We start from the raw sequence: 13,769 nt of genomic DNA, 5'->3' as shown, positions 1-13,769 counted from the left end.
ATCGGCGGAGGTCATGCGCGCGGAAGCTTTTGCTCGTTCTGAGATCTCGCCCGCGGGTCGAAAAGCCGCGTCAGCGCGTCCTGCCGGCCAGGACGGTTGCGCCCGGTCGCCCCGACTGAGCGGTGCGACCGGGCCGCGTCCAGCTTCTTACTTGCTGACCTTGCGGTATGTCTCGGGTCGGGGAAGCGCGGATCCGAACGAGTATGCTGCGGGGTCGTCGCCCCAGAACTCGGCCCAGCGCCTGATCTTGCCGTCTTCGATCTCGAAGACGGAGGCGAAATGTCCATCGTGGGTGTCGTCGTGGTCCGGGCTGAAGCAATGTTCGGTTCGTTCGGTGATGACGGTGGAGTCTCCCTCGGTGGCGAGGTGGAGGAGGGTTACCTTCGCAAAGGGTCGGCAGTAGATCTCGATGTACTTCTCGAGTGCACCGAGGACCGCGTCGATGCCTTCTCGGTCGGGCCTGCCTGTGTTCTGGAGAACGACGTCGGGATGCAGGTGACGAATGTAGGCCTCCTTGAAGCCGACCTCGCCCCAGTCCTTGTAGAAGTTTCGAACAACGGTTTCTGCGGTAGTAGGCATCTTCTTTCCGTTCTCGGTCGCTGCGCTCGCGCCAGACATTGGTTCGAGTCTTGATCTGTCGGGTGTTATGTCGGGGGTGCTGCCGTTACGGCGTCTTCACTGTTGCCAAATGAGCTTTGAGGGGAACCGCGGTATCGGCGAGCTCGGAGGCAGACGCGTGGACGCCGTTCTTGACGAGTTGCTTCCCCTGGGCGAAGTCGGCGACGGAGTTGATGCAGTCCAGGGCGATGACACGACCTTCTCGGAGGTAGACCACACTGAACTTCCCACTCTCGACGTCGCCGCGGATTACAGCGTCGTCGTGGCCGGTTTGAAGACCGACTGTCTGCAGTTTGACGTCGAACTGGTGTGACCAGAACCACGGCGGGGAAGGCGGGGCCTGGTCCACTCCAAGAAGGACCTCAGCCAGTGCTTTTCCGTGCTCATTCGCGTTGGGAACCGATTCGAGTCTGACTCGCGAGTCGGCAGCGAACGGGTGGGCGATGTTGACGCAGTCACCGATGGCAAACACATCGGGAAGCGACGTTCGGAAGCACTCGTCGACTTCGAGTCCGTTCGTCACCGTTGCGCCTGCAGCGGCGAGAGGCTCGACGTTGGGTATGAGGCCGACGCCGACAAGGACGATGTCTGCGGGGAGGAGAGTGCCGTCGAGAAGCTCGACGCCGGACGCATTCCCGTTCTCGCCGACGATGCGCTCGATCCCGCTCGCGAGCAACACCGTGGTGTCGTGCTTGCGGTGCAGGTCGAGGTAGAAGTCGGAAACGGCATTGCAGGTGACCCGGGCGAGGAGCCGGTCTTGTGCTTCGATGACGGTGACGTCGAGCCCGAGGGTGGCGAACGCGGCGGCGGCTTCGAGGCCGATGTATCCCCCGCCGATGATCACTGCGCGGTGAGCGGTGCCGACCCTCTGCCGCAGGTCGGCGGCGTCCTGGTGCGTTCGGAGAGAGAGGACGCCAGCGAGTTCGGCGCCGGGAAGTGAGAGTTTGCGGGCCCGGCCGCCTGCGGCCCAGATCAGCCGGCCCCAGCTGATGCGCTGACCGTCCTCGAGCATCGCGACGTGTCCTTCGGCGTCGACAGACTCGACTGTCGCAGGGGCGATCAGGTCGATGTCGTGCTGCGCATACCAATCGGCATTGTGAAACAGGAAGTCGTCGATTTCGGCTTCGCCACGCAGGAAGGCCTTCGACAGCGGAGGTCGCTCATAGGGCAGCGAGTCTTCCGCGTTGATGATGCCCACAGTTCCGGCGAATCCGCCTTTCCTGAGCGAATCGGCCACCTGCACGCCCGCTTGACCGGCCCCCACGACTAGCACGTCATATGCCTCGAGCACGTCTCTCTCCCTTCCCTTATGCGATCGACGGGGAAGAGCATCCGCACATCGTCGCCACGGTCGAGCTAAGCCAACTGGATGAGCAGACGCGCGTCCAATGCATCTTCCGCGGGGAAAAGATTCCTCCAACGCACAAAGCTCAGATGCGTTTCCCGCATTTTTCGGGTCTACAAGATGCATTGGACACTCGACCAGGCCCCGCGTCAACATGGGACCTCAGCCTCGCGGAAGGACAACGATGACCGACTGGCACGCAATCGATAACAAGCTTCTTGACCCTCACTGGTACACCACGCGTGAGTACCACGACGTGTTCAAGACCATGCGGGACGAGGACCCCGTGCACTGGACTGAGAACGAGCGATACGGTCGGCCTCACTGGTCGATCACGCGCTACGACGACGTCAAGGACTATCTGCTCCGCGACGATCTCTTCAGCAACCGGTGGGACACGCGCGTGACCCGTTCACCGAAGCGGCGCACGCCCGAGGAGCGCCACGCGCAGGGGTGGGACATCAACCCGGCCACCAACGACAACCCGGTCCACGATCTGTATCGGGCTCCGATCAACAAGCACTTCAGCGTGCCCGCGATCGGACGCCTCGGCTCGGATGTGTCCGGCATCGTCGACGAGATCATCGCGGATGTCGCGGAGCGAGGGGAGTGCGACCTCGTCGAGGACATCGCAGCCGAGCTTCCCGTGAAGGTGATCCTCCGGATGCTCGGTGTGCCGGAGTCGGACTGGCCGTACCTGCGCGAGGCGTCCTGGCAGTGGCTCGCCTCCGCGGATCCGCGATGGGTGATCGACAACGACCCGGTCGCCACGTACAACGTCGGAATGGGCAAGCTCCTGGACTACTGCCAGGACCTCGCGATCGCCCGTAGGAAGGACCCGAAGGACGACTTCGCGACGGTGATCGGCCAACTGCAGATCGACGGCGACGAACTGAGCATCCACGAGATGCGGATGTGGTTCACCACGATGATCGGTGGCGGCCTCGAGACCACACGCAACGCTGCAGCAGTCGGCCTGTGGGCCTTCATGCTCAACCCGGACCAGCGTACGGCACTCCTCGATGACCCGTCCCTGACCAAGCCCGCGATCGAGGAAGTCCTCCGCTGGGCCACCCCGACGAAGAGCCGGCTCAGAGTCGCAACCCGTGACTTCGACCTGAACGGGAAGCGGATCAAGACCGGCGACTGGGCGGTCGGCTTCCTGGCGTCGGCCAACAAGGACGAGACGGTCTTCCCGGACCCTCACCGCTTCGACATCACAAGGACCCCCAACGACCACCTCGCGTTCGGAACCGGGATCCACCTCTGCTTGGGACGGGCCCTCGCGCGACTCGAACTCGCATCCCTCATTCCGCGGGTCCTTCAGACCTTCCCCGACCTGCGCCCGGTCTCGGATGCGGAGCCGAACTGGATCGCGGACTACGGCGTCAACGGCTTCACTTCGATGCAGGTGGCGTACACGTCCGTCTCGTCGGCGGTGAGCGCCCGATGACGCGCATCGTGTACGTACTCCCCGACGGAGCGGAACGACTCGTCGAAGCGTCGGACGGGGAGTCCCTGATGAGGGCAGCTCTGCAGAACGACATCTCCGAGATCGTCGGGGAATGCGGCGGCGAGATGTCGTGCGGCACCTGCCACGTGTACATCGACGACGCTCCGGACGGGATTGATCCGCAGTCCCGTGACGAGCGGGAACTGCTTGACATGGTCGACAGTGCGCGCCCCTCAAGCAGGCTGGCGTGCCAGATCGCGGTCCGACCCGAACTTGCAGGCCTTTGCGTACGGATCGCCGACGCCCAGTGACGGACGGCATCCTGCGCTGGGGTGTGAAGCAGAGCTTCCGGGAGTACGTCCGCGCCATCGACGACGGGTCCGAAGACACCTCGGCACCTGCATACATGCAGAACGGGGAGTTCTGCTTTCCGCAAAGCGAGGGAGATGGTGGTCTCTGTTTCACGGGCAGAGCGACGCTGTCGGCCTACCGCGGCATGCTGGGCGTGACGATCATCGATCCGCGGATCGAGGCGTACAACAACGCGCTGGTGCTCTCGATCGTCGAACCCACGTCACGGTCTGTGCCGCCAAGCCGCCGTATCGTCTGCACCCTCACACCGCGTGAGTCGACAGCGGCTGACGAGCAGATCCTGGATGCGCACCTCACCGATGCGGGCACCGTGCTCTTCGACGACGTCTACCAGCCCGGAACGAGAATGGACCCGGTGACCGTCGTCGGAGCAGATCTCACGTGCTTGTCGCGTCTTCAGCCCGACCCTAGGGTCGCTCCATGATCGACGTTCACAAGCTCCGCCAGTTCCTCATCGTGGTCAAGACAGGCAGTTTTACCCGCGCCGCGGAGGCACTCAACCTCTCCCAATCCGCACTCTCTCGCAGCATCCAATCCCTCGAAGAGCATCTGGGGACCCGGCTGATCGAACGCGAACGCGGACGGACAGGGATCACACTCACCCTGGCCGGGACCGAGCTCTTCGAGCGCAGCGACGCCATCCTCCACGATCTCGACGAAATGGAGAGCCGAATGACGGGAATGCCAGTGCGCGCGGTCCCGACCATCTCCTTCGGCATTGGACCGATGCTCGGGGGTGTCGTCCTTCCAGGGTTCTTCAAGGATCGACTTCTATCCACCCCTGATCTGCGCGTCCGCGTGCACACCAGCACGTCGGATCTCATGACCGAGCTGCTCCTGGACGGTGAGATCGAGTTCTACCTTGGACTGCCCTCCGTGCGGCGGCGATCGACCCGTGTGCGTCAGCAGGTGTTCGGGAATTTCGCGCCCAACTTCTTTGTCAGGCCAGGGCACCCGCTGGCTGAGCAGGAGCGCGTGACGATCGAGGATCTTCTCGCCTTTCCGCGTATCTCGGGGACCGCGTGGAGCGAGAACCTGATGTCCCTGGGTAGCGAACGGGACCGCTACCTTTTCGCGTCGAGCCTCCAGGTGGACGACTACGGGATGCTCGTGGACATCGCATCCAGCTCAGACGCGCTGATCGTGGCCTCCACCCAGCGTCCAGGAGACGGTCTGGTGCGCCTCCCGATCACGATCGAACTCGCCATCTCCAGTAGCGAATTGTCCGTGTTTTCGCTCGCCGGGACGCGGATGAGCCCGCTGGCAGCGGAGATCGTGGACGACCTGAAGAACCGGTACTTGGCCTTGTACGGTGCCGAGCCGGCATTTCCCCCATCATCTACAAGCGCTCACGGCAATGAACCGCCGGCGGGAAGGAGAGCATCACCATGACAACAGCAGAACGGGATCGAGTCCACATCGCGCAGATCGAGGAGTACCTCACCACGCTCTCCAACTGGGGGCGATGGGGTGAGGACGACCGCCTCGGGACGCTGAACCTCATCACCCCGGAGGTCCGACGCCGCGCAGCCGCGAACGTGCGAAGCGGCACCGCCATCTCCTTGGCCAGAAACCTCGACCCCCTGCGCCCAGACCCGCTGCACTCCGGAGTGACGAACGTGCAACGCGATTCAAAGGTCGGCGAGGTGCGTCACCTGCTCGGTAAAGAGGCCCGCTGGGACGCGGTCGGCGAAGAGATCACGCTCAGCCCTCACGGCGGCAACGCACACCTCGACGGGCTAGGCCACTACTACTGGGATGGTCTGTTCTATAACGGCTTCCCCGCGAGCGCATCTAACAACACGATCGGGTCGGCCCATCTTTCGGTCTCGCACGCCACCGAGGGCATCATCACCCGCGGGGTTCTGCTCGACATCGCCGGGCTCCACGGTGTTCCCTACCTCGAGCGCTGCCACGCCGTTCACGTCGACGAGCTCCTCGAGGCCGAACGCCGACAAGGTGTGCAGGTGCGATCCGGGGACGTCCTCCTCATCCACACTGGCAACGCCGCCGCCCTGGAGACCCTCGGACCGGTGTACCGCACTGCCAACCCGGGACCCCTGGACGGCGTGCAGGCCGGACTCGACATCTCCTGCCTTCCCTTCCTTCACGACCGGGACGTTGCCGCCATGGGCGCGGACGGCACGCACGACGTGCAGCCCGCGCAGGTCGACGACTTCGATTTCGCCCGCCCGATCCACGCCGTCAGCCTCGTGGCGATGGGGCTGTGGCTGATGGACAACCTTGACCTGACTGCCTTGGCGCGGGCCTGCGAAGCCGAGAAGCGGTGGGAGTTCCTGTTCACCGCTCTGCCGTGGAGGTTCGTCGGAGCGACGTCCAGCCCCCTCAACCCTGTCGCGGTGCTCTGACGCCGACCAACCGCGAACGCCGGAACGCCCTTCTGGCCAGCAGACGCCACACAACACCAATCTGTATAAGGAGCATGCCCAATGCCTTCGTCAAGTCAGTTCGCCCCGGATCGCCTCGCGGACCGAGCCGAGATCCAGCACCGTGTCCACCAGTTCTGCCACGCCGTCGACCGCCTCCAGCTCGATGAGCTCAGGGAAGTGTTCCATGCAGACGGGATCGACGACCACGGCGCCTACAAGGGCGACGTCGACGGTTTCATCAAGTGGGTCGCGAACCGCCATCAGACGATCGCGTACTCGGCACACCATGTCAGCAACACGATGATCGAGTTTCTCTCGGACGACTCCGCTTTCGTCGAGACGTACTTCCTCGTCTGGCAGAGCGTGAACCCGCAGGCGAGCCTTTTCGCCTCGGACGGTGATGCGCAGCCGTTCGAGGCCATCTCCTCCGGACGGTATGTCGATCACTTCACCCGCAAGGACGGCCGCTGGGCGATCCAGAGCCGGACCACGGTCCCCGGCTCGATGACCAGAGCGGTGGGCAACGAGGGAATGGGCATGGTCCCCGGCTTTGCCGTGGGAAGCAGAAATGCCGATGACCCTGCCATCACCCGCCGTGCAGAACTCGTGGAGGCGACGCGATGAGCTCCACCGCTACCGCCCTGGTCCAGACCGGACCCGACAGTCACGAGTTTCAGGAGATCCCGCTTCCGAGCCTCGTCCCTGGCGCGGCGCTTCTCCGGGTGGAGGCCAACGGCATCTGCGCAAGCGACATCGACGCCTACGAGGGGCACGGCGGCGGCTACGACCCAGCCGACCTGACCCAGTACCCACGGATCAACGGGCATGAGATCGTCGGCGTCATCGAGGACCTCGGCGAGGCTACCGCGGCTCATCCCGGGCTCAAGGTGGGCGACCGTGTGGCGGTGAACCCATGGCTCGCGTGCGGAAGCTGCGAGGCCTGCCGCCGCAATCAGGCGCAGTTCTGCACCGGCATGCCCTGGCGGACGAGCTGCTACGGCTTCATACCGACCTACATCGGCCCGGGGCTATGGGGTGGCTACTCGACTCACGTCTACATCGACCCCCACACCGTCCTGTACCACTTCCCCCAAGAGGTGAGCGCCCCCGACGCCGCTCTGTGGAATCCCCTCGCCAACGGCATTCAGTGGGCGGTTATGGACGCCGGTGTCACCCTGGGGTCCCGCGTCGCCGTGCTCGGTTCCGGACAGCGCGGTCTGGCGTGTATTGCTGCGGCGAAAGCGGCCGGCGCCGGCCTCATCATCGCTACCGGACTCGGGCGAGACGCTCACAAGCTGGCACTCGCGGAACGGCTCGGCGCCGACGTCGTCGTCAATGTCGAAGAAGAAGATGTTGTCGATGTCGCAGCAGCGGCGACCGCAGGCGCCGGGTTCGACATCGTCATCGACACCTCACCCGTCGCGCAACAGCCGATCCTCGACGGCATCGCGATGCTGCGCAAGGGCGGCACTCTGGCCAGTGCCGGCATCAAGGGGAAGCCCCTCACGGCTTTCCCTCTCGACGCTGTCACCATCAAAGGCATCCGACTCATCGGCGTGATGGGAACCACCCACCAGGCCCAGCAGATGGCCGCGGACCTGATCATCGCGAACACGCTCCCGCTGAGCGACCTCCGCACGCACATCTTCGGCTTCGACCAGCTCCCGCTCGCGCTCGAAACCCTGCAAGGCCGAGTCGAAGGGGAGAACGCGATCAACATTGTCGTCGAACCCCGGTTCACCGCGAACGCTGCGTGAGCTTCGCTCACCCCTCCCCGCCACCACGAAAGGACACCTTCACGCATGACCAGGCTCTACGCCCGCGCCGAGTTCGAACGACTCATCCGCAACGGCCACACCCCGGCAGGAGTGTTCGTCATGTCGACGGACGCCGCGATCACGGCGCTCTACGGCGACGCAGGCTACGACTGGGTCCTCATCGACCGTGAGCACGGAATCATGGACAACAGCCACCTTCGCGCGCACCTCATGGCGGCCGAAGCCAACGGCATCGTCCCCATCGTGCGCGTGCTCGAGAACAACCACGCAGCGATCCAGCAGACGCTCGACGCCGGCGCCCAAGGCGTCATGGTCCCCAAGATCGAGAGCGCGGACGGGGCCGCTCGCGCCGTCAAAGCATCGAGGTACCAAGCCGGTGGACGCGGCATGTGCCCCGTCGTGCCGGCCACGAACTTCTCGGGTGACGACTGGGCACCCTACGCCGCCCGCATGAACAACAACGCGCTCATCATCCCGCTCATCGAAACGAAGGCGGGCGTCGACCACATCGAGGAAATCTGCGCAGTGGAAGGCGTCGACTACGTGTTCTTCGGCCTGGCAGATCTCTCCCAAGACCTCGGGATCGACATGGTCGATGACATCGACCAGCTGATCGCACTCTGGGAGCAGGTGGTCCGCGCCGCTCACTCCGTCGGGGTCCGGGTTGGCGCACCGCTGGGGTACGGATTCGACGACCTCGCCGACTACGGAAGCCTCGCCAGCGACCTCTCAACCCTCCGCGCCGCGGCGGAACGCGACCTCGCCGGGCTTCGACAGGCGGCCACCCCTACCGCGCCCTGAAGGGCCACAACCATACGACCGGACACGCGCGTCGCTCGGCCCGGAGCGGGCGTGCTGGCCACGCGTCTTTGACGAAGAGGTGCAGATGTTCTCGAAGATCCTTGTGGCCAATCGCGGCGAGATCGCGATCCGGGCTTTTCGCGCGGCGAACGAGCTGGGTGCGGCGACAGTGGCGGTGTTCCCGTACGAGGACCGCAACTCGATGCACCGGTTGAAGGCCGACGAGGGGTACCAGATCGGCGAGCCGGGTCATCCGGTGCGGGCGTACCTGGATGTGAGGGAGATCATCCGGGTGGCGCTGCTGTCGGGGGCGGATGCGATCTACCCCGGCTACGGATTCCTGTCGGAGAACCCGGAGCTGGCGGCCGCGGCGGCGGCGAACGGGATCACGTTCATCGGTCCGGCGTCGAGCGTGCTGGAGATGGCGGGGCACAAGGTCACGGCGAAGGAGCACGCGATCGCGGCCGGGGTGCCGGTGCTGAAGTCCACGCCTGCGTCGCGCGACATCGAGGAGCTGCTGGCGGGGGCGGAGGAGGTCGGGTTCCCGATCTTCGCGAAAGCCGTGGCGGGCGGCGGCGGGCGCGGGATGCGCCGGGTCGAGACGCGGGCGGAGCTGCGTCCCGCTTTGGAGGCGGCGATGCGAGAGGCGGACTCGGCGTTCGGGGATCCGACGATGTTCCTGGAGCAGGCGGTGCTGCGGCCGCGTCACATCGAGGTGCAGATTCTCGCGGATGCGGCGGGCACGACCCTGCACCTGTTCGAGCGCGACTGCTCGGTGCAGCGACGAAACCAGAAGGTGGTGGAGATCGCGCCGGCGCCGAACATCAACGACGAGTTGCGCGCGGCGCTGCATCGAGACGCGATCGCGTTCGCCCGCTCGATCGGGTACGTGAACGCGGGCACGGTGGAGTTCCTCGTCGACACGGCGGGGGAGCGGGCGGGTGAGCACGTGTTCATCGAGATGAACCCGCGCATCCAGGTCGAACACACGGTGACCGAGGAGGTCACCGACGTGGACCTGGTGCAGTCACAGATGCTCATCGCGTCGGGCTCCACCCTGGCGGAGATGGGTCTGAGTCAGGACACGATCCGGCTGCACGGCGCGGCCCTGCAGTGCCGGATCACGACGGAGGATCCGACCGACGACTTCCGACCTGACACCGGCCGGATCACCGCGTACCGGTCGCCGGGAGGCGCCGGCGTGAGGCTCGATGGTGGCACCGTCGAGGTGGGTGTGCAGATCAGCCCGCACTTCGACAGCATGCTCGCGAAGATGTCGTGCCGTGGCCGCGACTTCCCGTCCGCGGTGCGGCGCGCGCGTCGTGGTCTGGCGGAGTTCCGGATCCGGGGTGTGTCCACGAACATTCCGTTCCTCCAGGCCGTGCTGGATGATCCCGCGTTCGCGGCGGGTGACCTCTCGACATCCCTCATCGACGAGCGGCCGTGGCTGGTGCGTGGCCGGACGTCGAAGGACCGTGGCACAAAGATCCTGAACTGGCTCACCGACGTCACGGTCAACCAACCCCACGGCGTCCCGGTGACGACGGTGCATCCGATCGACAAGCTCCCGCAGATCGACGTGACCGCCCCGGCCCCCGCGGGATCCAGGCAGCGGCTACTCGCGCTGGGGCCGGTGGGCTTCGCGGATGCTCTTCGCACCCAGACCGCTCTCGCGGTGACGGAGACGACGATGCGCGACGCGCACCAGTCCCTCCTCGCCACCCGGGTGCGGACGAAGGACCTCGTCGCGGTCGCTCCCCACGTGGCCCGGATGACGCCGGGGCTGCTGTCGATGGAGGCGTGGGGTGGCGCGACCTACGACGTCGCGTTGCGCTTCCTCGGCGAGGACCCGTGGGAACGGCTCGCCGCCCTCCGGGAGGCGCTGCCGAACATCGCGATCCAGATGCTTCTCCGTGGCCGCAACACGGTCGGCTACACCCCGTACCCGACGGAGGTCACCGACGCGTTCGTGACCGAGGCGGCGAGCACGGGCATCGACATCTTCCGCATCTTCGACGCCCTGAACGACGTGTCGCAGATGCGTCCCGCGATCGACGCGGTCCTGGCCACAGGCTCCACGGTCGCGGAGGTCGCGGTCTGCTACACGGGCGACCTCCTTGACCCGGGCGAGGACCTCTACACCCTCGACTACTACCTGCGGCTGGCGGAGCAGATCGTTGACGCCGGGGCGCACATCCTCGCGATCAAGGACATGGCCGGGCTACTCCGTCCCGCCGCGGCCGCGAAGCTCGTCACCGCGTTCCGCGAACGCTTCGACCTGCCCGTCCACGTTCACACCCACGACACCGCCGGCGGCCAGCTCGCCACCCTCCTCGCCGCCAGTGCGGCGGGTGCCGATGCGGTCGACGTCGCCGCCGCCCCCCTGTCGGGCACCACGTCGCAGCCGTCCGCATCCGCTCTGGTCGCCGCACTCGCCCACACAGACCGCGACACAGGCCTCGACCTGAAGGCCTTGTCCGACCTGGAGCCCTACTGGGAGGCGGTGCGGAAGGTCTACGCCCCGTTCGAGCCCGGGCTGCCCGGACCCACTGGGCGAGTGTACCGGCACGAGATCCCGGGCGGTCAGCTGTCGAACCTGCGCCAGCAGGCCATCGCCCTCGGACTCGCGGACGACTTCGAGCTGATCGAGGACCTCTACGCCGCCGCGAACGGCATCCTCGGCCGCATCCCGAAGGTCACCCCGTCCTCGAAGGTCGTCGGCGACCTCGCCCTGCATCTGGCCGCGGTGAAGGCCGACCCGGAGGACTTCGCCGAGAACCCGCAGAAGTACGACATCCCCGACAGCGTGATCGGGTTCATGGCCGGCGAGCTTGGCGAGCTGCCCGGCGGATGGCCCGAGCCGTTCCGCACCAAGGTCCTCCAGGGCCGCGACGTCAGGGTCGGGGTCACCCCTCTCAGCGACTCCGACCGCGCCGACCTCGCTCCCGACGCCGAGCCCGCGACACGTCGGCAGGCACTGAACCGGCTCCTGTTCCCCACCCCGACCCGCGCGTTCGACTCCAACCGGAACCTCTTCGGCGACCTGTCCGTGATCGACACCGTCGACTACCTCTACGGCCTCCGCCAGGGCGAGGAGCACGTCGTCGACATCGACAAGGGCGTCAAGCTCTACGTCGGCCTCGAAGCCATCTCAGAGCCCGAGGAGAAGGGCATGCGCACCGTCATGACCACCCTCAACGGGCAGCTGCGGCCGGTGTTCGTCCGCGATCGCTCGGTCACAGTCGAAACCAAGGCTGCGGTGAATGCCGACCCGGCTCAGCCCGGACAGGTCCCCGCCCCGTTCTCGGGCGTCGTGACCCTGAAGGTCGCCGTCGGAGACACCGTGGCGGCGGGCCAGGCCATCGCCACCATCGAGGCCATGAAGATGGAGGCCGCAATCACCACCCCCGTCGCCGGCACCGTCTCCCACCTCGCGATCCCCGCGACGCAGCAGGTCGACGCGGGCGATCTCCTGGCCATCATCGCCCCGGGCGGCGCGTCCGTGCCCGCATCCGCCCCGGCAGAGGACAACAAGTGAGCCAGACCGTCGCCCTCCGTCCCGCGCCCAACGGCCGGCCCTGGCTCGCCGTCTCGTTGGGACTTGACTTCACTCAGACCCTCAAGGCCGGCCTCTGCCCGTTGCTCCTCGGCGGAGCCATCAAGGCCGCGATCGCCACAGCACCACTCTCATCCGCTTGGCACCTCGCCTCGAGGATCGGCCGCTGAAGCAACGGCGACCGATAGCAACCCTCAAGCCTCCATCGCTCCTACTCGACGAAGAGAAGAAAGGTACCCCCATGGCTTATGCCACCGTCAACCCATACACCAATGAGACTGTCGCCACATTTCCCGACGCGACGGATGCCGAAGTGGATGCTGCTCTCGACGCCGCTCACGCGGCGTACCAGTCGTGGCGTCAGAGACCTGTAGCCGAGCGGGCTGCGATTCTGGCGCGGGCCGCGGACATCATGCGCGAGCGCACCGAGGAGCTAGCCCGGATCAGCACACTTGAGACGGGACGCTTGTTGGCGGACGCGCGGTACGAGATCTCGGTAGCCATCGGCATTCTCGACTACTACGCCCAACACGCAGAACGCCTTCTCGCCTCACGCCCCGTCGAGACGTTCGCCGGTGACGCGTACAGCGCCGTCACGGTCATCGAACCGACTGGCATCGTGTTCGCGATCGAACCGTTCAACGGCCCCTACTACCAGCCGATCAGGCCGCTGGCCCCCCAGCTGGCGGTGGGTAACGTCGTCCTGTTGAAGCACGCCTCGATCGTGCCGCAGAGTGCGGCCGCGGTGCAGCAGATCATGACCGACGCCGGGGTTCCCGACGGCGTCTTCACCAACCTGTACCTCACCCGCGCACAGATCGAGCGTGTGATCGGCGATCCGCGAGTGACAGGGGTTACCCTCACGGGCAGCGAAGCCGCCGGCGCGGTCGTCGCAGCTCAGGCAGGCGCAGCGTTGAAGAAGTCCGTTCTCGAACTCGGCGGTTCGGACGCGATGATCATCCTGGACGACGCGGATCTCGATCTCGCAGTCAGCTGCGCCGTCGCCGGCCGCATGAGCGTCAACGGCCAAGTGTGCATCTCGCCCAAGCGAATGATCGTCCTCGACCCCATGTACGATGCATTCCTCGAACGTTTCCTGTTCTCCCTCTCCGGGCTTACTCCGGGAGACCCGTTCGACCCGGCGACGACCCTGGCACCGATGTCATCTCAAAGTGCGGCCGAAGAGGTCGAGGCACAGATCCGGCTGGCGGTCGATCACGGCGCCAAGGCGAACTACGTCGGTGCTCCCGTCCCTCGCGCCGGAGCGTTCACCCAGCCTGCGGTCTTGACCGAGATCGACTCGGACAACCCGATTTTCCGCCAGGAGATCTTCGGGCCCGTTCCGATGGTGTTCCGTGTCAAGGACGAGGAGGAAGCCATAGCACTGGCCAATGACTCTGACTATGGACTCGGCGGGTCGGTTTACACCCGCGACCTCGACCGCGGCGCCGCGGTC

Annotated in this window: 13 protein-coding genes; 11 read left to right on the top strand and 2 right to left on the bottom strand. The window is 65.9% G+C overall.

The window, feature by feature from the left end:
• Window positions 1–147: 147 nt before the first annotated feature.
• Window positions 148–618: a nuclear transport factor 2 family protein gene (locus tag P2P98_RS09880; RefSeq protein WP_275799501.1), complete on the bottom strand. Its 471-nt coding sequence runs from the start codon at window positions 616–618 to the stop codon at window positions 148–150.
• Between the two features lie 46 nt (window positions 619–664).
• On the bottom strand, window positions 665–1,909 hold the full coding sequence (locus tag P2P98_RS09875; RefSeq protein WP_275799500.1) for an FAD-dependent oxidoreductase: 1,245 nt from the start codon (window positions 1,907–1,909) through the stop codon (window positions 665–667).
• A gap of 238 nt (window positions 1,910–2,147) precedes the next feature.
• Here P2P98_RS09875 and P2P98_RS09870 point away from each other — a divergent pair, with 238 nt between their 5' ends.
• From P2P98_RS09870 to P2P98_RS09820, 11 genes are all read left to right on the top strand, one after another.
• Window positions 2,148–3,416, top strand: a complete 1,269-nt coding sequence (locus tag P2P98_RS09870) for a cytochrome P450 (protein WP_275799499.1) — start codon at window positions 2,148–2,150, stop codon at window positions 3,414–3,416.
• Complete coding sequence (locus P2P98_RS09865) at window positions 3,413–3,727, top strand: 2Fe-2S iron-sulfur cluster-binding protein (RefSeq protein ID WP_275799498.1); 315 nt, start codon at window positions 3,413–3,415, stop codon at window positions 3,725–3,727. Before P2P98_RS09870 ends, P2P98_RS09865 begins: the two co-directional genes overlap by 4 nt.
• The gene (locus P2P98_RS09860; protein WP_275799496.1) at window positions 3,724–4,212 is read left to right on the top strand and encodes an HtaA domain-containing protein; all 489 of its coding nucleotides are present in this window, start codon (window positions 3,724–3,726) and stop codon (window positions 4,210–4,212) included. Before P2P98_RS09865 ends, P2P98_RS09860 begins: the two co-directional genes overlap by 4 nt.
• Complete coding sequence (locus P2P98_RS09855; protein ID WP_275799495.1) at window positions 4,209–5,180, top strand: LysR family transcriptional regulator; 972 nt, start codon at window positions 4,209–4,211, stop codon at window positions 5,178–5,180. Before P2P98_RS09860 ends, P2P98_RS09855 begins: the two co-directional genes overlap by 4 nt.
• Window positions 5,177–6,157: a cyclase family protein gene (locus P2P98_RS09850; protein ID WP_275799493.1), complete on the top strand. Its 981-nt coding sequence runs from the start codon at window positions 5,177–5,179 to the stop codon at window positions 6,155–6,157. The genes P2P98_RS09855 and P2P98_RS09850 overlap by 4 nt, the downstream gene beginning before the upstream one ends.
• 81 nt (window positions 6,158–6,238) lie before the next feature.
• Window positions 6,239–6,802, top strand: a complete 564-nt coding sequence (locus P2P98_RS09845; RefSeq protein WP_275799492.1) for a nuclear transport factor 2 family protein — start codon at window positions 6,239–6,241, stop codon at window positions 6,800–6,802.
• Window positions 6,799–7,935 (top strand): zinc-binding dehydrogenase, encoded by a 1,137-nt coding sequence (locus P2P98_RS09840; RefSeq protein ID WP_275799491.1) that lies wholly within the window; start codon window positions 6,799–6,801, stop codon window positions 7,933–7,935. The genes P2P98_RS09845 and P2P98_RS09840 overlap by 4 nt, the downstream gene beginning before the upstream one ends.
• Window positions 7,936–7,980: 45 nt before the next feature.
• Complete coding sequence (locus P2P98_RS09835; protein WP_275799490.1) at window positions 7,981–8,757, top strand: aldolase/citrate lyase family protein; 777 nt, start codon at window positions 7,981–7,983, stop codon at window positions 8,755–8,757.
• An 85-nt stretch (window positions 8,758–8,842) separates the two neighbouring features.
• Window positions 8,843–12,295, top strand: a complete 3,453-nt coding sequence (locus P2P98_RS09830; RefSeq protein WP_275799489.1) for a pyruvate carboxylase — start codon at window positions 8,843–8,845, stop codon at window positions 12,293–12,295.
• The gene (locus P2P98_RS09825) at window positions 12,292–12,483 is read left to right on the top strand and encodes a hypothetical protein (protein ID WP_275799488.1); all 192 of its coding nucleotides are present in this window, start codon (window positions 12,292–12,294) and stop codon (window positions 12,481–12,483) included. Before P2P98_RS09830 ends, P2P98_RS09825 begins: the two co-directional genes overlap by 4 nt.
• A gap of 71 nt (window positions 12,484–12,554) precedes the next feature.
• A partial coding sequence (locus P2P98_RS09820; protein ID WP_275799487.1) for an aldehyde dehydrogenase family protein occupies window positions 12,555–13,769 on the top strand: 1,215 nt, incomplete at its 3' end.

It is taken from the genome of Microbacterium sp. Kw_RZR3, assembly GCF_029222405.1.
Lineage (GTDB): Bacteria > Actinomycetota > Actinomycetes > Actinomycetales > Microbacteriaceae > Microbacterium.
Note: the sequence above shows the minus strand (reverse complement) of the source record. Positions and strands in the feature narration are given on the sequence as shown.

Bases quoted from the DNA above. Each gene is read 5' to 3' on its own strand.
- P2P98_RS09880 (WP_275799501.1), bottom strand. From the start codon at position 618: ATGTCTGGCGCGAGCGCAGCGACCGAGAACGGAAAGAAGATGCCTACT.
- P2P98_RS09835 (WP_275799490.1), top strand. From the start codon at position 7,981: ATGACCAGGCTCTACGCCCGCGCCGAGTTCGAACGACTCATCCGCAAC.
- P2P98_RS09855 (WP_275799495.1), top strand. From the start codon at position 4,209: ATGATCGACGTTCACAAGCTCCGCCAGTTCCTCATCGTGGTCAAGACA.
- P2P98_RS09870 (WP_275799499.1), top strand. From the start codon at position 2,148: ATGACCGACTGGCACGCAATCGATAACAAGCTTCTTGACCCTCACTGG.
- P2P98_RS09845 (WP_275799492.1), top strand. From the start codon at position 6,239: ATGCCTTCGTCAAGTCAGTTCGCCCCGGATCGCCTCGCGGACCGAGCC.
- P2P98_RS09830 (WP_275799489.1), top strand. From the start codon at position 8,843: ATGTTCTCGAAGATCCTTGTGGCCAATCGCGGCGAGATCGCGATCCGG.
- P2P98_RS09865 (WP_275799498.1), top strand. From the start codon at position 3,413: ATGACGCGCATCGTGTACGTACTCCCCGACGGAGCGGAACGACTCGTC.
- P2P98_RS09840 (WP_275799491.1), top strand. From the start codon at position 6,799: ATGAGCTCCACCGCTACCGCCCTGGTCCAGACCGGACCCGACAGTCAC.
- P2P98_RS09850 (WP_275799493.1), top strand. From the start codon at position 5,177: ATGACAACAGCAGAACGGGATCGAGTCCACATCGCGCAGATCGAGGAG.